Genomic DNA, 18947 nt, shown 5'->3' on the forward strand with positions numbered 1-18947 from the left:
TCATTACCGGTTTCATGACTGGACTGTTACGCCCTTAAACTGTGGTCCGTGACCGAGAACACGCAGACACCCAGCAGCCCCAACTCCGAACTGCCGACCCAGTACGCGCCGGCCGAGGTAGAGGGGAAGCTCTACGAGCGCTGGGTAGAGCGTGGGTATTTCGAGGCCGACGCGAAGAGCGACAAGCCGCCGTACACCATCGTCATTCCGCCGCCGAACGTCACGGGCTCCCTCCATCTGGGCCACGCCTTCGAGCACACGCTGATCGACGCCCTCACGCGCCGCAAGCGCATGCAGGGCTACGAGACGCTGTGGCAGCCCGGCATGGACCACGCCGGCATCGCCACCCAGAACGTCGTCGAGCGCGAGCTCGCCAAGGAGGGCAAGTCCCGCCACGACCTGGGCCGTGAGGCGTTCGTCGAACGCGTCTGGCAGTGGAAGAACGAGTCCGGCGGGCAGATCTCCGGCCAGATGCGCCGTCTCGGTGACGGTGTCGACTGGTCGCGTGAGCGCTTCACCATGGACGAGGGCCTCTCCGAGGCCGTCCAGACCATCTTCAAGAAGCTCTACGACGACGAGCTGATCTACCGCGCCGAGCGCATCATCAACTGGTGTCCGCGCTGCCTGACCGCGATCTCCGACATCGAGGTCGAGTACCAGGACGACGACGGCGAGCTGGTCTCCATCCGCTACGGCGAGGGGGAGAACTCCATCGTCGTCGCGACCACGCGCGCCGAGACGATGCTCGGTGACACCGCCGTCGCGGTCCACCCCGAGGACGAGCGCTACAAGCACATGGTCGGCACCGAGATCGAGCTGCCGCTGACCGGCCGCCGCATCCCGATCGTCGCCGACGAGCACGTCGACCCGGAGTTCGGCACGGGCGCCGTCAAGGTGACGCCGGCGCACGACCCGAACGACTTCGAGATCGGCCAGCGCCACGGCCTGCCCAACCTCGCCGTCATGGACGAGCACGCCATCATCACGGCGCACGGCCCCTTCCAGGGCCTGGACCGGCTGGAGGCCCGATCGGCCATCGTCGCCGCGCTGCGCGCCGAGGGCCGGATCGTCGCCGAGAAGCGTCCGTACACCCACTCGGTCGGCCACTGCTCGCGCTGCAAGACCACCATCGAGCCGCGGCTGTCCCTCCAGTGGTGGGTCAAGGTCGGTCCGCTCGCCCAGGCCGCCGGTGACGCGGTCCGCGACGGCCGGGTCAAGATCCACCCGCAGGAGATGGAGAAGCGCTACTTCGACTGGGTCGACAACCTCCACGACTGGTGCATCTCGCGCCAGCTGTGGTGGGGCCACCGCATCCCGGTCTGGTACGGCCCGAACGGCGAGATCGTCTGCGTCGGACCGGACGAGCAGCCGCCGTCGGGCGAGGGCTGGACCCAGGACACCGACGTCCTCGACACCTGGTTCTCCTCGGGCCTGTGGCCCTTCTCCACGCTGGGCTGGCCGCACCAGACCGAGAGCCTCGCGAAGTTCTACCCGAACTCCGTCCTGGTCACCGGCTACGACATCCTCTTCTTCTGGGTCGCCCGGATGATGATGTTCGGCCTGTACGCGATGGACGGCACCCCGCCGTTCCACACCATCGCCCTGCACGGCATGGTCCGCGACGAGCGCGGCAAGAAGATGTCGAAGTCCTTCGGCAACGCGGTCAACCCGCTGGACTGGATGGACGCCTACGGTTCCGACGCGGTCCGCTTCACCCTGGCCCGCGGCGCCAACCCGGGTGTCGACGTCCCGATCGGCGAGGACTGGGTCCAGGCCTCCCGCAACTTCGCCAACAAGATCTGGAACGCCACGCGCTTCGCGCTGATGAACGGCGCGACGATCGAGGGCGAGCTGCCGGCCCCCGAGCAGATGTCGGCGACCGACCGCTGGATCCTGTCGCGGCTGAACAAGACCGTGGCCGAGGTCGACGCGTTCTACGAGGACTACCAGTTCTCGAAGCTGTCGGACTCCCTCTACCACTTCGCGTGGGACGAGGTCTTCAGCTGGTACGTCGAGCTCTCGAAGACGACCTTCTTCGCGGGCGGCGAGCAGGCCAAGGTCTCGGGCCGGGTCCTCGGTGAGGTCCTCGACGTCATGCTGCGCCTGCTGCACCCGGTGGTCCCCTTCGTCACCGAGACGCTGTGGACCACGCTGACCGGCGGCGAATCCCTCGTGATCGCCGAGTGGCCGGCCGACAGCGGTTTCCGCGACGAGGCCGCCGAGGCCGAGATCGGGCTCGTCCAGGCCGTGGTCACCGAGGTCCGCCGTTTCCGCAAGGAGCAGGGCCTGCAGGACGGCCAGAAGGTTCCGGCGCGTCTGGACCTGTCGGGCACCGCGCTGGCCGCGCACGAGGGCGCCATCCGCCAGCTCCTGCGCCTGCAGCCGGAGGGCGAGGACTTCAACGCCACCGCGACCCTGCCGGTCGCCGGCGCCACCGTCGCGCTGGACCTGTCGGGCACGATCGACGTGGCCGCGGAGCGCAACCGCCTCTCCAAGGACCTCGGCGCCGCCGAGAAGGAGAAGCAGCAGGCGCAGGCGAAGCTCGGGAACGAGGCCTTCCTGGCCAAGGCCCCCGACAACGTCGTGGACAAGATCAAGGGCCGCCTGGCCAAGGCCGAGGCGGACATCGCGCGGATCCAGGCGCAGCTGGACGCGCTGCCGGCCGCGTAAGCGCTCGTAGCCGCGCCCGTGAGGGTGCGAAGGCCCCCACACCGTCGGTCGATGTGGGGGCCTTCGCTTCGTCTCTTCCCCGCCCGGGACGTCCGGCCTGTCCGAAGTGCCCCGAATCACTCGATTAACCGTCCCGGGGCAACGGATCCGAGGCGTGCTGGCCGCGGGCTGCGCGCCGCTGCTGGTGCGCCGCCGGACGCCGTGGATCTCCTACCTGGCCGCGTTGCTCTTGGCGCGGCGCGGCGGCCCTGGATCATCGTGCAGTGCGGGGAGCTGTCCTCCACTGCGGGGACGGGCTGGCGGCCCTGGCGGAGGAGAGGGGGCGGGCCGGTTCGCCCGTACGGCTCACCATGGACCGGGACGCGCACGGGCTGTCGCCGCTGCGGCAGGCGGCGGTCTACCGGGTGGTGCAGGAGTGCCTGACCAATGCGGCCAAGCACGCGCGGGGCCAGACCGTCGACGTGTCGATCGCGGCGCAGGACCCGCAGCTACGGATCGCGGTGCGCAACCCGCTGGCGCCACGAGCCCCGCGCCGGGCCCCCGTCTCGGCGGGCTCGGGGACGGCGAGCACGGCCGAGCGCGTGCGCAGCCTGGGCGGGACCCTGACGGCGACGCGCACGGCGGACGGCTACGAGGTCGTGGCGACGCTCCCGCGCGGCTAGCCGGCGCTAGGGGAGGGGCTGCCTTGTGGGCCCCTTCGTGGTCTCCCGGCCCGCAGGACGAGCAGGCCGCGGCCGCCGCCGGAGGCCCCGAAACGGCCGGGCCGGAAATCCTCGGGGTCCCCGTCCGTAGACTGGCCCTGTGAGTGAGCAGCAGCCCGAGAGCCACGACCGCGACGACAACGACGACCTCGCCGGTACCTTCGACGAGTTCGACCACATCGTGGCGGAAGAGTCCGACCGCGACCCCGACCTGGCGGTGATCGAGGCCGGCAGCCGCACCCTGCGCGCCCAGGCCGGTCCGCCCCAGAACGACCCGGTACCCGCCCGGCCCGTCGACCCCGAGGTCGCCCAGGCGCTGCTGGAGGTGGAGCAGGAGCTTTCCACCCGCTGGGGCGAGACCAAGCTGGAGCCCTCGGTGTCGCGGATCGCGGCGCTGATGGACCTGCTGGGCGAGCCGCAGCGCGCGTACCCGTCCATCCACGTCACCGGCACGAACGGCAAGACGAGCACGGCCCGCATGATCGAGTCCCTGCTGAACGCCTTCGAGCTGCGCACCGGGCGCTACACCAGCCCGCACGTGCAGTCGATCACCGAGCGCATCAGCCTCGACGGGGCGCCGATCAGTGCCGAGCGGTTCGTCGAGACGTACCAGGACATCAAGCCGTACGTGGAGATGGTCGACGCCTCGGAGGAGTTCCGGCTGTCGTTCTTCGAGGTGCTCACCGGGATGGCCTACGCGGCCTTCGCGGACGCCCCGGTGGACGTGGCCGTGGTCGAGGTCGGCATGGGCGGCAGCTGGGACGCGACCAACGTCATCGACGCCTCGGTCGCGGTGGTCACCCCCATCAGCCTGGACCACACCGACCGGCTCGGCTCCACGCCCGGCGAGATCGCCGTGGAGAAGGGCGGCATCGTCAAGCAGGACGCGACGGTGATTCTGGCGCAGCAGCCGGTGGACGCGGCGCAGGTGCTGCTGAAGAGGGCCGTGGAGGTCGATGCCACCGTCGCCCGCGAGGGCATGGAGTTCGGGGTCGTCTCGCGCGAGGTCGCGGTCGGCGGCCAGCAGCTGACGCTGCGCGGTATGGGCGGGGAGTACGACGGCATCTTCCTGCCGCTGTACGGCGCTCACATGGCGCACAACGCGGCGGTGGCGCTGGCGGCCGTCGAGGCCTTCTTCGGGATCGGCCAGGACCGGGCGCGCGTCCTGGACCTGGACACCGTACGGAAGGCGTTCGCCTCGGTGACCTCGCCGGGCCGCATGGAGGTCGTGCGGCGCAGCCCGACGGTGGTCCTGGACGCGGCGCACAACCCGGCGGGCGCGGCGGCGACCGCGGAGGCGGTCACCGAGTCGTTCGGCTTCAGCCGGCTGGTCGGTGTCGTGGCCGCGAGCGAGGGCAAGGACGTCCGCGGGGTGCTGGAGGCCTTCGAGCCGATCTTCGCCGAGGTGGTGGTGACGGAGAACTCCAGCCACCGCTCGATGGGCGCGGACGAGCTGGCCGCCGTCGCGGTCGAGGTCTTCGGCGGGGACCGGGTGCAGGTGGAGCCGCGGCTGGACGACGCCCTGGAGGCGGCGATCACCCTGGCGGAGGAAGAGGCCGAGTACGGAGGGGCCGGGGTCCTGGTGACCGGTTCCGTGATCACGGTGGGCGAGGCCCGCCTGCTGCTGAAGAGGGGCTGAGGTATGCGCACGCTGTGTGCGAGCACGCTGATCGGCGAGTTCTTCGTGATCGGCTTCGCGGGCCTGGTGGCGATGAAGAACCCCGATCTGACCCAGGCCACGGTCTGGACGGTGTGCGGGGTCTCGATGGTGCTGTCGGTGCTGCTGTGCGGGATGCTGTCGCGTCCCGGGGCGGTCCAGCTGGGCTGGGCCCTGCAGATCGGCCTGGTCGTGAGCGGGTTCGTCGTTCCCACGATGTTCTTCCTCGGCGCGGTGTTCGCCGGCCTGTGGTGGTGCTCGGTGCACTACGGCCGCAAGATCGACACGATCAAGGCCCGCTGGGCGGCCGCGCAGGAGGCGTCCGGGGCACCCGGTTCGCCTGACGCTGCGTGACGGGCCCCCGCAGGGCACCCGGTAGGGCCCTGTAGATTCGTCCTACCGCACCCGTATGCCGCAAGGAGCCCGAACATGACCCAGCGCACCCTCGTCCTGCTCAAGCCCGATGCCGTCCGTCGCGGCCTGATCGGCGAGATCATCGGCCGCATCGAGCGGAAGGCCGGCTGGACCATCCCCGCGCTGGAGCTGCGCACGCTGGACCAGGAGACCCTTGAGGCGCACTACGGCGAGCACAAGGGCAAGCCGTTCTACGAGCCCCTCATGGGCTTCATGGCCAGCGGTCCCGTCGTCGCCCTGGTCGTCGAAGGGGAACGCGTGATCGAGGGTGTCCGCCAGTTGGCCGGTCCCACCGACCCGATCGCCGCGGCGCCCGGCTCCATCCGGGGGGACTTCGGCACCATCGTGCGCGAGAACCTGATCCACGCCTCGGACTCCGAGGAGTCGGCGGAGCGCGAGCTGAAGCTCTTCTTTCCCGCTCTCTGAGCCGCGCCGGGGCACTCCCTCCTGACGCAACATCAGCCGAATAGCGCTCATGACCTGGGGCGACCGAAGTAATTTCGGTCGCCCTTTGGTATGGCCGGGCGCTTTGGGGAACGCATCGACAGGACACGACGTCACCACTAAGGGGGCGGGTATCCATTCCGGCGCGATTGCCGGAGTCCCGTCGCGCGGTGTCAGCACTCCCGGCACTACGATGGGGCCTCCACCCACACACCCACTCGCCGACCTGACAGCAGCCGCTATCAACTGGAAGGCCAGACGCTCCTCATGGGGAACAAGGGGAACAATATGTCGTTCATCGGCCGTGACATGGCGATCGACCTCGGGACCGCCAACACGCTGGTGTACGTGAGGGGCCGGGGGATCGTCCTGAACGAGCCGTCCGTGGTCGCCATCAACACGAACACCGGTGGCATTCTGGCGGTCGGCTCCGAGGCGAAGAAGATGATCGGGCGCACGCCCGGCAACATCGTCGCCGTACGACCCCTCAAGGACGGCGTGATCGCCGACTTCGAGATCACCGAGCGCATGCTCCGGTACTTCATCCTCAAGATCCACAAGCGCCGCTACCTGGCCCGCCCCCGCGTGGTGGTCTGCGTTCCCTCCGGCATCACCGGAGTCGAGCGCCGTGCCGTCATCGAGGCGTCCACGCAGGCCGGCGCCCGCCAGGTACACATCATCGAGGAGCCCATGGCCGCCGCCATCGGCTCGGGCCTGCCCGTCCACGAGGCCACCGGCAACATGGTCGTGGACATCGGCGGCGGCACCACCGAGGTCGCCGTCATCTCCCTCGGCGGAATCGTCACGGCACAGTCCATCCGGGTGGCCGGTGACGAGCTCGACAACGCGATCATCCAGCACATCAAGAAGGAGTACTCGCTCCTCCTCGGCGAGCGCACGGCCGAGCAGATCAAGATCACCATCGGGTCGGCGTACGACCTCGACAAGGACGAGCACACCGAGATCCGCGGGCGCGACCTGGTCTCCGGCCTGCCCAAGACGGTCGTCATCTCGGCGGCCGAGGTGCGCAAGGCCATCGAGGAGCCGGTCAACGCCATCGTGGACGCGGTCAAGACGACGCTCGACAAGTGCCCGCCGGAGCTGTCCGGCGACATCATGGACCGCGGCATCGTCCTGACCGGCGGCGGCGCGCTGCTGCGCGGCCTGGACGAGCGGCTGCGCCGTGAGACCGGCATGCCGATCCACATCGCCGAGGACCCGCTCGACTCCGTCGCGCTCGGCTCCGGCAAGTGTGTCGAGGAGTTCGAGGCACTCCAGCAGGTCCTGGACGCCCAGCCCCGTCGCTGACGGGGACACCCCCTGCCGGGGGCCATGTGGAACACAAGGATCCGCCGTACGGGTGCTGCCGCGTCCGTGCGGCGGATCGTTGATATACAGGCAAAGAACCCCGGCGCGCGCCGGCTCCCCGAAGCCGCTCGCGCCGGAACAGCTATCACGAGGAAGGCACGGCCGCCGCACGTGAGGGACACACGAGAAAGCCGGCTGCTCCTGGTGCTTCTGATCGCCATCGCGTTCGCATTGATCACGGTGGACATCAGGGCGGGCGAGGAGTCTCCGGTCGACGGTGCCCGACAGGCCGCCGCAGCGGTCTTCGGCCCGGTCGAGAAGGGTGTGGCGACCGCGGTCGATCCGGTCGCCCACGCCATAGGGGCGGTACGGGACTCCGGCGAGCGCCACAACCGCATCGCCGCACTGGAGCGCGAGAATGCCGCCCTGAAGGCCAAGCTCGGCAGCGACGAACAGACGCGCAGCCGCATCCACGAGCTCGACGAGATGCTCAAGCGGGCGGGCGCGGGCCAGTACGGCATCAAGGGCGCCGAGGTCATCGCCATAGGAGCGGCCCAGGGCTTCTCCTGGACCGTCACCATCGACGCCGGCAGCAAGGACGGCATCGAGCGCGACATGACCGTTCTGAACGGGGACGGGCTCGTCGGGAGGGTCAGCACCGTCGGCCCCGACACCGCCACCGTCGTCCTCGCCAACGACCCCGACTTCACCGTCGGCACCCGCCTGGAGAAGACGGGCGAACTCGGCTTCGCCACCGGCCAGGGCGATCGCGCCCTGTCCGTCCAGATGCTCAACGGCAAGGCCAAGATCAACCCCGGGGACCGGCTCGTCACCTTCGGCTCGCGCGGCAACAAGCCCTTCGTGCCCGGCGTTCCGATCGGCGAGGTGGTCAAGGTCGACCCCTCGCGCGGCGACCTCACGCGCACCGTCTGGGTGCGTCCGTTCGTCGGCTTCTCCCGCCTGGACATCGTCGGCGTCGTGGTCATGCCGCCGCGCGAGGACCCGCGCGACACCGTCCTGCCGCCCAAGCCCGAGGCCCCCAAGCCCGCTCCGACGGTCACCGTCACGGTCACCCCGTCGGGGTCCGCCAGCGCGCCCGCCCAGCCGGCCGACGAGTAGGAGCCGACCGCCATGCCTTTCAACCGGATCCTGCTCTCGGGCACGCTCGTCGTGGTCGCCCTCGTCGTCCAGGTCTCCATCCTGGGCCGGCTGCAACTGCCGGGCGCCGTACCCGACCTTCTGCTGCTCACGGTCGTGGCCCTCGCACTCGTGTACGGGCACGTCAGCGGCGCCCTCATCGGCTTCTCCGCCGGTCTCCTCGCCGACCTGGCGCCGCCCGCCGACCACGCCGCCGGGCGGTACGCGCTCGTCCTGTGCGTCATCGGCTACGTCGTCGGCCTGGTCCGCCCCGACTCCGGGCGGTTCCGCTCCGCCTGGGGCCCGATGCTCACCGTCGTGGCCGCCGCGATCGGCTCCACCCTGCTCTACGCGGGCGTGGGCGCCCTCGTCGGCGACACCGCCGCCCGCCACGTCGGCCTGACGGGGCTGCTGTTCACCGCGACCCTCTACGACCTGCTGCTCGCGCCCTTCACCGTGCCGTTCATCATGGCCCTGGCCCGGCGCGCCGAGAACGACCCGATGGCCGTCGAGGCCGGCGGCGGCCCGGCGAACAAGGCCGCCGACGTCTCCGCCGGCTGGCTGAGCGGCGGCACCGGCCTGCGCGTCGGCGGCCAGCGCGGCGGCCTGCGCCTGAAGACCGCGCGTTCGCGCGCCAACAAGGCCGGGCGCATAAAGGGCGTCAAGGCCGTCAAGGGTGTGAAGAGCATCAAGAAGCTGTGAGGGAGGAGCAGGCGTGAGCAACGTTCCGGAGACCGGCCGCACCTCCCGGGTGCAGATCAGGCTCATCATGATTCAGGTGCTCGTCTTCTCGATGTTCCTCACCCTCGGCGGACGGCTGTGGTACCTCCAGATCCGTAACGGAGCGGAGTACTACCACGAGGCGAAGAGCAACCACGTCCAGCGGGTCGTCCAGCCCGCCGTGCGCGGCTCGATCCTCGACGCCCGCGGCGTCCCCCTCGCCGACAACGAGACCCGGCTGGTCGTATCGGCCAGCCGCACCGCGCTGATGAAGATGAAGGACAAGGGCAAGGGCGTCATGACCCGCCTGGCCGACGTCCTGGACATGAGCCCCAAGGAGGTCATGGACAAGGTCCGCCTCTGCGACTCCCAGACCCCCAAGCCCTGCTGGAACGGCTCCCCGTACCAGCCGATCCCGGTCACCCTCGAAGCCACCACGCAGCAGGCCCTGCAACTGCGCGAACGCCCCGAGGACTTCCCCGGCATCACCGCGGAGCCCACCGCCGTCCGCCGCTACCCGGCCCCCGGCGGGGGCCGCACCGCGCAGGTGCTCGGCTACCTCTCGCCGGTCACCGACGAGGAGATCCAGAAGGCCAAGGACACCGACTCGCCGCACCTGCGGTCCGATCAGGTCGGCCGCTCCGGACTCGAACGCACCTTTGACAAGCAGTTGCGGGGCAAGGCGGAGGTCACCTCCTACGAGGTCGACAACCTCGGCCGCGTCATGGGCCAGACCAAGTCCGACCCGGGCGTGGCCGGGTCCACCCTCGTCACCAGCATCGACGCCCGGGTGCAGGCCGTCGCCGAGTACGAGCTCCAGCAGGCGATGAAGACCGTCCGCCAGGAGACCGACAACATCACCGGCCGCAAGTACGAGGCCGACTCCGGCGCCGTCGTCGTCATGGAGGCCAAGACCGGCCGGGTCGTCGCGATGGCCTCCCAGCCCGACTACGACCCCAACGCCTGGGTCGGCGGCATCTCCGGCAAGGACTACGCCAACCTCACCAGCAAGGACTCCAACTACCCGCTGCTCAACCGGGCCATCCAGGGCCAGGCCCCGGCCGGCTCCATCTTCAAGGTGGTCTCGGCGAGCGCGGCCGTGCGGGCCGGCTACGACTTCGACGACAAGTACAACTGCAGTGCCTCCTACAACATGGGCGGCCGCAGCTTCGCGAACTTCGAGTCCAAGGGACACGGCCCCATCACCCTCGCCGAGGCCCTGAAGTTCTCCTGCAACACCGTCTTCTACGCCCTCGGGCACAAGGAGTGGCAGCGCGACGGCGGCCTCAAGCCCAAGAAGGACGCGCACGACTGGTTCTACCGGACCGCCCGCGAATTCGGCCTGGGCGCCGAGACCGGCATCGACCTGCCGAACGAGGTCACCGGCCGCATCCCCGACCGCCGCTGGAAGAAGAGCTTCTGGGCGGCCAACAAGGACTCCTGGTGCAAGCAGGGCAAGAAGGGCGGCACCTACGTCGAGCAGATCGCCTACGAGAGCTGCCTCGAAGGCAACCAGCTGAAGGCCTTCGACAGCATCAACTTCGCGATCGGCCAGGGCGACGTCCTGGTCACCCCGATCCAGATGGCCACGGCCTACTCCGCCATCAGCAACGGGGGCACGCTCTTCCACCCCATCGTCGGCAAGGCGGTGATCAGCCCCGACGGCAAGCGCGTCGAGGTGATCAAGCCCAAGCCGCACGGCCGGCTGCCGGTCGACGCCAAGACGATCAGTGACCTCGACCGGGGCCTGCGCATGGTGGTGGAGCCCGGCGGCACCGCCGCCTGGCGGTTCATCGGCTGGCCGCTGGACAAGATCCCGATGCGGGCCAAGACCGGCACCGCCCAGGTCTACGGCAAGCAGACCACCTCGTGGCTGGCGACCTACACCGACGACTTCACGATCGTCATGACGATCTCCCAGGGCGGCACCGGCTCCGGAGCCGCCGGCCCCGCCGTCCGCAACATCTACAACGCCATCTACGGCCTCGACATGGCCGGCAAGCAGGACCTGAAGAAGGCCCTGCTGCTGCGGCCGGAGGCGAAACTCCCCAGGATCCGCCCCGACGGCTCCATCGATTCGCCCGAGATCCGGCCGTACGTGCCGCCGTCCCCGGAGGAGCTGGCGCCGCCCGTGCTCGCCGGGCCGCCCGCCCCGCCGCCCGCGCGGCAGGACTGAGGACCCACCACCATGCAGACCGCCAACAAGTTCTCCGTCTCCCGGTACGCGCCCGAGCGCGGGGCGATGGCCAAGCTCACCGCCCGCGACTCGGTGGTGCGCCGGCTCGACTGGCCGATACTCCTGTCCTCGCTCGCCCTGTCCTTCATCGGCTCCCTGCTGGTGTGGTCGGCGACCCGCAACAGGACCCAGCTGAACCAGGGAGACCCGTACTACTTCCTGGCCCGGCACGCCCTGAACACCGGCATCGGCCTCGTCCTGATGATCGGCACGATCTGGCTCGGCCACCGCACCCTGCGCGGCGCGGTCCCGGTCCTGTACGGGCTCTCCCTCGTGCTGATCCTCGCCGTGCTGACCCCGCTCGGCGCCACCATCAACGGCGCCCACGCGTGGATCGTGATCGGCGGCGGATTCTCCCTCCAGCCCTCCGAGTTCGTGAAGATCACGATCATCCTGGTCATGGCGATGCTGCTGGCCACCCGGGTGGACGCGGGCGACCTCACCCACCCGGACCACCGCACGGTCGTCAAAGCGCTGTGCCTGGCCGCCGCCCCCATGGGCATCGTCATGCTGATGCCCGACCTGGGCTCGGTCATGGTCATGGTCGTCATCGTCCTCGGCGTGCTCCTGGCCTCCGGCGCCTCCAACCGCTGGGTGCTGGGCCTGATCGGCTCGGGCGCGGCCGGGGCCATCCTGATCTGGCAGCTCGGCGTCCTCGACGAGTACCAGATCAACCGCTTCGCGGCCTTCGCCAACCCGGAGCTCGACCCCGCGGGCGTCGGCTACAACACCAACCAGGCGCGCATCGCGATCGGCTCCGGCGGACTGAGCGGCTCGGGCCTCTTCAAGGGCTCGCAGACCACCGGTCAGTTCGTGCCGGAGCAGCAGACCGACTTCGTCTTCACGGTGGCGGGGGAGGAGCTGGGCTTCATCGGGGCCGGGCTGATCCTGCTGCTGCTCGGCGTCGTGCTGTGGCGGGCCTGCATGATCGCCCGTGAGACCACCGAGCTGTACGGGACGATCGTGTGCGCCGGGATCATCGCGTGGTTCGCCTTCCAGTCCTTCGAGAACATCGGGATGACCCTGGGGATCATGCCCGTGGCCGGGCTCCCGCTGCCGTTCGTCTCGTACGGCGGCTCGTCGATGTTCGCGGTGTGGGTGGCGATCGGGCTGCTCCAGTCGATCAAGGTGCAGCGGCCATTGTCGGCCTGATGTCCCGTTCACCGTGCCGACGTGATCCGTCCGGGACTAAGTTCGGTCTATGGCGGACACGACGCGCGAGATCGAGCGGAAATTCGAGTTCTCCCAGGCGAAATCGGCCCGGCGGGGAGTGCCGGACCTGACGGGCACGGCCGCGATCGCGACCGTCCGCGACCGGGGCACCGTCGAACTCGACGCCGTCTACTACGACACCCCCGACCGGCGGCTCGCGGCCGACGGGGTCACCCTGCGGCGCAGGACCGGCGGATCCGACGCCGGCTGGCACCTCAAACTGCCCGTTTCCCCGGGCGTGCGCGACGAGATCGGGGCCGCGCTCAGCGACGGCGTCCCGCGCACGCTGGCCGCCCTGCTCCGCTCCCGGGTGCGGGGGGCCGAACTGGAGCCGCTGGTCAGGATCCTCTCCTCGCGCCGGGTCAGCCACCTCCTGGACGCCCACGGCGCCCTGCTCGCGGAGCTGAGCACCGACACGGTCCGGGCCGAGCGGGGGGAGGCCACCGCCGCCTGGACCGAGGTCGAGGTGGAACTCGCCGACGGGGTCGACCCCGGGCTGCTCGACGCGGTCGAGAAGACCTTCCGCAAGGCCGGCCTCAAGGTCAGCGACGCGCCCTCGAAGCTCGCCCGGGCGCTGGCTGAGACCGGCGCGGCGCCGCCGGCCCGGCCCGGGGACGAGGGCACGGACGGCATGGACGGGACGGCGGCCGCGTACGTCCTGGCGTACCTGCGCGCACAGCGCGACGCCCTGGTCGCCCAGGACCCGGCCGTGCGGCGGGGCCTCCCGGACTCCGTGCACCGGATGCGGGTCGCCACCCGCCGCCTGCGCAGCGCCTTCAAGACGTACCGCAAGGTGCTCGACCGGGCCGCCACCGACCCGCTCGGTGAGGAACTGCGCTGGCTCGCGGCCGAACTCGGCGTCGACCGCGACCAGGAGGTCCTGATGGAGCGGATCCAGGCCCACCTCGACGAGCTGCCCCGCACCCAGCTGTCCGGCCCGGTCCGCGGCCGGCTGCGGACATGGAACGCCACCCGCCGCTCCGCGTCGCGCCGCCGGGCCCTGGCCGCGCTCGACAGCCCGCGCTACCTCTCCCTGCTCGACTCCCTCGACGCCCTGCTGGAGGAGCCGCCACTGCGCAAGGCGGCCCGCGGGCGGGCGGAGCGCGTCCTGCCGAAGGCCGTGCTGCACGACTACGAGCGCCTCGCCGGCCGCGTCGACACGGCCCTCGCCCTCGCCGCGGGCCCCGAGCGCGACCTGGCCCTGCACGAGGCGCGCAAAGCCGCCAAGCGCGCCCGGTACGCGGCGGAGGCGGCCGCGCCCGCCCTCGGCAAACCGGCCAAACGCCTGGCCAAGGCCATCAAGAAGGTCCAGTCCCTGCTCGGCGACCACCAGGACAGCGTGGTCGCCCGCGAGGCCCTGCGCGGCCTGGCCCTCCAGGCGGACGGCGCCGGGGAGTCGGCCTTCACCTGGGGCGTGCTCCACGCCCGCGAGGAGGCCCTGGCCGAGCGGCGCGAAGGAGAGCTCCCGGACCTCTGGGCGAAGGCCTCGGACCCGGCGCTGCGGGCGGCGTTGGGATGATCATGTGGGTGGGGCCGTCCAGGGCGCGGGGTACGCTTGAGAGCTGCCCCCTGCCCGCTTCACGAAAGTCGCGTGATGACCGAGTCGGTCTTCCCTCAGCTTGAGGCCCTGCTTCCGCATGTGCAGAAGCCCATTCAGTACGTCGGCGGTGAGCTCAACTCCACGGTCAAGGAGTGGGAGAGCTGCGACGTCCGCTGGGCGCTCATGTACCCGGACGCGTACGAAGTCGGGTTGCCCAACCAGGGCGTCATGATCCTGTACGAGGTGCTCAACGAGCGCGAGGGCGTCCTCGCCGAGCGCACCTACAGCGTGTGGCCCGACCTCGAAGAACTGATGCGCGAGCACAAGGTGCCGCAGTTCACCGTGGACAGCCACCGCCCCGTGTCGGCCTTCGACGTGTTCGGCCTGTCCTTCTCCACGGAGCTGGGCTACACCAACATGCTCACGGCCCTGGACCTCGCGGGCATCCCGCTGGAGGCCCGCAACCGTACGGTCGACCACCCCATCGTCCTCGCGGGCGGCCACGCGGCCTTCAACCCCGAGCCGATCGCGGAGTTCATCGACTGCGCGGTCATCGGCGACGGCGAGCAGGCCGTCCTCGACATGACCGAGATCATCCGGACGTGGAAGGCCGAGGGGCGGCCGGGCGGACGCGAGGAGGTCCTGCTGCGCCTGGCGAAGACCGGCAACGTCTACGTGCCGGGCTTCTACGACGTCGAGTACCTGCCGGACGGCCGCATCGGCCGTGTCGTGCCGAACCGCTCCGGCGTGCCGTGGCGCGTGTCCAAGCACACCGTCATGGACCTCGACGAGTGGCCCTACCCCAAGCAGCCGCTGGTCCCGCTCGCCGAGACCGTCCACGAGCGCATGTCCGTCGAGATCTTCCGCGGCTGCACCCGCGGCTGCCGTTTCTGCCAGGCCGGCATGATCACGCGCCCCGTGCGGGAGCGAAGCATCACCGGCATCGGCGAGATGGTGGAGAAGGGTCTCAAGGCGACCGGCTTCGAGGAGGTCGGCCTGCTCTCGCTGTCCTCCGCGGACCACACCGAGATCGCGGACATCGCCAAGGGCCTCGCGGACCGCTACTCGGACGACAAGGTGGGCCTGTCCCTGCCGTCGACCCGCGTGGACGCCTTCAACGTGGACCTGGCCAACGAGCTGACCCGCAACGGGCGCCGCTCCGGCCTGACCTTCGCCCCCGAGGGCGGCTCCGAGCGCATGCGCAAGGTCATCAACAAGATGGTCTCCGAAGAAGACCTGATCCGCACCGTCGCCACCGCCTACGGCAACGGCTGGCGCCAGGTGAAGCTCTACTTCATGTGCGGCCTGCCGACCGAGACCGACGAGGACGTGCTCCAGATCGGTGACATGGCGGTCAACGTCATCGCCAAGGGCCGCGAGGTCTCCGGGCAGAACGACATCCGCTGCACGGTGTCGATCGGCGGATTCGTGCCGAAGCCGCACACCCCGTTCCAGTGGGCGCCGCAGCTGTCGGCCGAGGAGACGGACGCCCGCCTGGGCAAGCTCCGCGACAAGATCCGCGGCGACAAGAAGTACGGCCGCTCCATCGGCTTCCGCTACCACGACGGCAAGCCGGGCATCGTCGAGGGCCTCCTCTCGCGCGGCGACCGCCGCATCGGTGACGTCATCCGCGCCGTCTACGAGTCGGGCGGCCGCTTCGACGGCTGGCGCGAGCACTTCTCGTACGACCGCTGGATGGAGGCGGCGGACAAGACGCTGCCCGCCTACGGCGTGGACGTGGCCTGGTACACGACGCGTGAGCGCACGTACGAAGAGGTACTCCCCTGGGACCACCTGGACTCCGGTCTCGACAAGGACTGGCTTTGGGAGGACTGGCAGGACGCCCTCGACGAGACCGAGGTCGAGGACTGCCGCTGGACCCCGTGCTTCGACTGCGGCGTGTGTCCTCAGATGCAGACCGAGATCCAGATCGGCCCCACGGGCAAGAAGCTGCTCCCGCTGTCGGTCGTCGACAAGTAGCGGTGCCCTGACGTAACCCTTGGGTCACGAGAGGCCCCCACCCGCAACGGGTGGGGGCCTCCGCCGTGTCCTCCCCTGCATGGACATGGACAAACGGCCTCCCGCCGACGGCGGCGACGGGTGCCTGGTGGGCGTCGTCAGGATCCCCGTGAAGATCGTCGCCCTCCTCGTCGTACTGCCCGTACGAGTGGTCTGGGACCTGCTGGCCGCCGCGGGCCGGGCCGTGCACCGCCGTGTCCTCGGGCCGCTGCACCTCCATGTCCTCCAGCCGTTGCTCCGTGCGCTGGGATGGCTGCTGACCACCCTGCTCAAGCTGGTCTTCGTCTGGCCGTGGCTCGGGCTGTGGCGCTACGTGATCGTCCCGGTCGGCCAGGGGCTGGCGTGGCTGGGCCGCGGTGCGTACGAGCACCTGCTCGCGCCGGCCGGGCGGATCCTGGGCACCTACCTGCTGCGTCCGCTCGGACAGGCGCTGGCCTGGATCGGCCGCGGCGGCCTGCGCTACCTGCTCGCGCCCCTCGCCAAGGGCGTGACCTGGGCCCTGTGGGTCCTCGGCATGACGCTGTTCGTGTGGCCGTGGGCCGCGCTGTGGCGGTACGTGCTCGCGCCCGTCGGCCGCGGGATCGCATGGCTGGCCGTGGCCGTGTACCGGTACGTCCTCACCCCCGTCGGGCACGGACTGGTCTGGCTGGCGCTCGCCGTGTACCGCTACCTCCTGCGGCCGGTCGGGCTGGGCCTCGTATGGCTCGCGGCCGCCGTGTACCGCTACCTTCTGCGGCCCGTCGGGCTCGGCGTGGCGTGGCTGGCCGTCGCCCTGTACCGGTACGTCCTCACACCGGCCGGGCAGGTGCTCCTCTGGGCGTGGCACGTGGCCGGGCGCATCACCGCCGCCCTGTGGCGCGGGCTCAAGTGGGTCGGCTGGGTGCTGGTCGGCTGGCCCGCCTCCCGGATCCACCGGCACGTGCTCACCCCCGCCGGACACGCCCTGCGCGAGGTCTGGCGCAGCGGCCGCGCAGCCGTCCGCGAGGCACGGGCCGCCGTGCGCCGTGCGCTCCTCGGTACTCCTCCCGTGGAACCGGCGAGGTCACGGGCGCGTACTCTGGGTAGTACGACAGCCGCCGACGCGGCACCCGCAGACGAGATCTCCCGGCCCCGACGGCAGGGGTGAGCCGGAGCGGGTCGAGAAGACCTCAGGGCGACGCGCGAGCCGCGGAGCCCCGCACAAGGAGAAGAACCACTGGGCAAGCGACAGCCCGAAGGCCCGCCTCCCGCACCGGTGGTGCAGCGCATTCGACTGCGCTACACCAAGCGCGGCCGCCTCCGGTTCACCAGCCACCGTGACTTCCAGCGCGCGTTCGAGCGGGCGCTGCGCCGCGCCGAGGTGCCGATGGCGTACTCGGCCGGCTTCACCCCCCACCCGCGCGTCTCCTACGCCAACGCCGCCCCGACGGGGACCGGCAGCGAGGCGGAGTACCTGGAGATCGCCCTCGCCGCGCCCCGCGACCCGCAGAAGCTGCGCGAGCTGCTCGACGAGTCGATGCCGACCGGGCTCGACATCATCGACGCCGTCGAGGCCCGCACCTCCGGCCTCGCGGACCGGCTGACCGCCTCGGTGTGGGAGCTGCGCCTGGACGGCGTGGAGCCCGCCGAGGCCGAGCGGGCCGTGGCGGCCTTCCTCGCCGCCGAGACCGTGGAGGTCCAGCGCCGCACCAAGAACGGCATGCGCACCTTCGACACGCGCGGCGCGGTCGTCAGTCTGGAAACGGTTCCCGCCCCGGCTGATAGGCCCCTGGACCAGGCTTGTGCGATACTGCGGCTGGTTGTTCGGCATCTGACACCTGCCGTGCGACCCGACGACGTCCTGTCCGGTCTCCGAGCTGTGGCCGACCTGGCGCCGCCGGTCCCCTCAGCGGTGACCAGGCTGGCGCAGGGGCTCTTCGACGAGGAGTCCGGCACGGTGACCGACCCGCTCGCGCCCGACCGCGAGGCTGACACGGCCGCCCCACCCACGGCCGCCGTAGCCGCCGACGCGAAGGCGCCGGAAGGTCCCGCCGCGTAAGGAACGTCGTCGTCGCGCAGCCCTGGCACTCGGGAGCCACCTGGGTCGGGCCGCGCACTGACCTGAAGACTTCCGCCAGGCCGTACGGACTTTTGCGTACGGAACCGGCGGCCATGGACTACAGCTCCCGTGTGGCGAACGCGCCCCGGAGGCCGGTTCCGCGCTCATTACGCGGAGCCGTGCCGGACCGGAAGTCAGCCGCGGCGCCCGGGAGCGTGACGGGAGAACCGCCCGCAATGCTCAACAACGAAAACGACACCACCGAAAACACCAGCCCGAGTGACAACCTGCCCCCGCGCAGGCGTCGCCGCGCCGCTTCCCGCCCCGCCGGTCCGCCCGGCGCGACCGCCGCGGAGACGACCCCGGTGACGGAGGCCGCCCCGGCCGCGGCCCCGGCCGTCGAGGAGCCTGCCGCTCCCGCGCCGCGTGCCCGCCGTCGTGCCACCCGCGCCGTGACCGCCCCGGAGGCTCCCGCCGCCGAGGTCGTCGTGGAGGCTCCGGCCGCCGCCCCGGTCGCCGAGGAGCCCGCCGCTCCCGCGCCGCGTGCCCGTCGCCGCGCCACCCGCGCCGTGACCGCGCCCGAGGCTCCCGCCGCCGCCGTGGTTGAGGCCGCGCCCGTGGTGGAGGAGGAGGCTCCGGCCGCTCCCGCGCCGCGTGCCCGTCGTCGTGCCACCCGCGCCGTGACCGCGCCCGAGGCTCCCGCCGCCGCCGTGGTTGAGGCCGCGCCCGTGGTGGAGGAGGAGGCCCCCGCCGCTCCCGCGCCGCGTGCCCGTCGCCGTGCCACCCGCGCCGTGACCGCCCCGGAGGCTCCCGCCGCCGAGGTCGTCGTGGAGGCTCCGGCCGCCGCCCCGGTCGCCGAGGAGCCCGCCGCC

Annotated in this window: 14 protein-coding genes and 1 pseudogene; all 15 read left to right on the forward strand. The window is 71.1% G+C overall.

Translation table 11 applies throughout. The features are described 5' to 3' along the window. The first annotated feature begins 48 nt into the window (after nt 1-48). Nucleotides 49-2670 (forward strand): valine--tRNA ligase, encoded by a 2622-nt coding sequence (locus AC07DU_RS17145; protein ID WP_479035326.1) that lies wholly within the window; start codon nt 49-51, stop codon nt 2668-2670. 263 nt (nt 2671-2933) lie between these two features. Continuing rightward, nucleotides 2934-3332: a sensor histidine kinase gene (locus AC07DU_RS17150; RefSeq protein ID WP_479112108.1), complete on the forward strand. Its 399-nt coding sequence runs from the start codon at nt 2934-2936 to the stop codon at nt 3330-3332. Between the two features lie 139 nt (nt 3333-3471). Beyond that, nucleotides 3472-5010, forward strand: coding sequence for a bifunctional tetrahydrofolate synthase/dihydrofolate synthase (gene folC / locus AC07DU_RS17155; protein WP_479112110.1), 1539 nt, complete (start codon nt 3472-3474; stop codon nt 5008-5010). A 3-nt stretch (nt 5011-5013) separates the two neighbouring features. After that, nucleotides 5014-5382: a DUF4233 domain-containing protein gene (locus tag AC07DU_RS17160; RefSeq protein ID WP_360892871.1), complete on the forward strand. Its 369-nt coding sequence runs from the start codon at nt 5014-5016 to the stop codon at nt 5380-5382. Between the two features lie 75 nt (nt 5383-5457). Then, complete coding sequence (ndk, locus tag AC07DU_RS17165) at nt 5458-5868, forward strand: nucleoside-diphosphate kinase (protein WP_360892874.1); 411 nt, start codon at nt 5458-5460, stop codon at nt 5866-5868. A 306-nt stretch (nt 5869-6174) separates the two neighbouring features. After that, the gene (locus AC07DU_RS17170) at nt 6175-7194 is read left to right on the forward strand and encodes a rod shape-determining protein (protein ID WP_008738981.1); all 1020 of its coding nucleotides are present in this window, start codon (nt 6175-6177) and stop codon (nt 7192-7194) included. Between the two features lie 171 nt (nt 7195-7365). Further along, nucleotides 7366-8313 (forward strand): rod shape-determining protein MreC, encoded by a 948-nt coding sequence (gene mreC / locus AC07DU_RS17175; RefSeq protein ID WP_479112112.1) that lies wholly within the window; start codon nt 7366-7368, stop codon nt 8311-8313. A 12-nt stretch (nt 8314-8325) separates the two neighbouring features. Then, complete coding sequence (gene mreD / locus AC07DU_RS17180) at nt 8326-9033, forward strand: rod shape-determining protein MreD (RefSeq protein ID WP_360892881.1); 708 nt, start codon at nt 8326-8328, stop codon at nt 9031-9033. Nucleotides 9034-9046: 13 nt separating this feature from the next. Next, complete coding sequence (gene mrdA, locus AC07DU_RS17185) at nt 9047-11227, forward strand: penicillin-binding protein 2 (RefSeq protein WP_479035337.1); 2181 nt, start codon at nt 9047-9049, stop codon at nt 11225-11227. Nucleotides 11228-11239: 12 nt separating this feature from the next. Then, nucleotides 11240-12439 carry a rod shape-determining protein RodA gene (gene rodA / locus AC07DU_RS17190; protein ID WP_360892886.1) on the forward strand — a complete coding sequence of 400 codons (1200 nt, stop codon included), beginning with the start codon at nt 11240-11242 and terminating at the stop codon, nt 12437-12439. A gap of 49 nt (nt 12440-12488) precedes the next feature. Further along, a complete protein-coding gene (locus AC07DU_RS17195; protein ID WP_360892889.1) occupies nt 12489-14018 on the forward strand; it encodes a CYTH and CHAD domain-containing protein in 1530 nt (509 codons plus the stop codon). Nucleotides 14019-14090: 72 nt separating this feature from the next. Continuing rightward, entirely contained in the window at nt 14091-16019 is a 1929-nt protein-coding gene (locus AC07DU_RS17200) for a TIGR03960 family B12-binding radical SAM protein (protein ID WP_360892891.1), read from the forward strand. A 79-nt stretch (nt 16020-16098) separates the two neighbouring features. Beyond that, complete coding sequence (locus tag AC07DU_RS17205) at nt 16099-17184, forward strand: hypothetical protein (RefSeq protein ID WP_479112114.1); 1086 nt, start codon at nt 16099-16101, stop codon at nt 17182-17184. Nucleotides 17185-17295: 111 nt separating this feature from the next. Then, a complete protein-coding gene (locus AC07DU_RS17210) occupies nt 17296-18075 on the forward strand; it encodes a TIGR03936 family radical SAM-associated protein (protein ID WP_479112116.1) in 780 nt (259 codons plus the stop codon). A 236-nt stretch (nt 18076-18311) separates the two neighbouring features. Continuing rightward, nucleotides 18312-18947, forward strand: a pseudogene (locus tag AC07DU_RS17215) (ribonuclease E/G); the annotation flags it as partial.

The organism is Streptomyces sp. NPDC045695 (assembly GCF_056432025.1).

Excerpts from the sequence above, each read along its gene's own strand:
- AC07DU_RS17160 (WP_360892871.1), top strand. The coding sequence starts at position 5,014 with ATGCGCACGCTGTGTGCGAGCACGCTGATCGGCGAGTTCTTCGTGATC.
- ndk (WP_360892874.1), top strand. The coding sequence starts at position 5,458 with ATGACCCAGCGCACCCTCGTCCTGCTCAAGCCCGATGCCGTCCGTCGC.
- AC07DU_RS17170 (WP_008738981.1), top strand. The coding sequence starts at position 6,175 with ATGTCGTTCATCGGCCGTGACATGGCGATCGACCTCGGGACCGCCAAC.
- mreD (WP_360892881.1), top strand. The coding sequence starts at position 8,326 with ATGCCTTTCAACCGGATCCTGCTCTCGGGCACGCTCGTCGTGGTCGCC.
- rodA (WP_360892886.1), top strand. The coding sequence starts at position 11,240 with ATGCAGACCGCCAACAAGTTCTCCGTCTCCCGGTACGCGCCCGAGCGC.
- AC07DU_RS17195 (WP_360892889.1), top strand. The coding sequence starts at position 12,489 with ATGGCGGACACGACGCGCGAGATCGAGCGGAAATTCGAGTTCTCCCAG.
- AC07DU_RS17205 (WP_479112114.1), top strand. The coding sequence starts at position 16,099 with ATGGACATGGACAAACGGCCTCCCGCCGACGGCGGCGACGGGTGCCTG.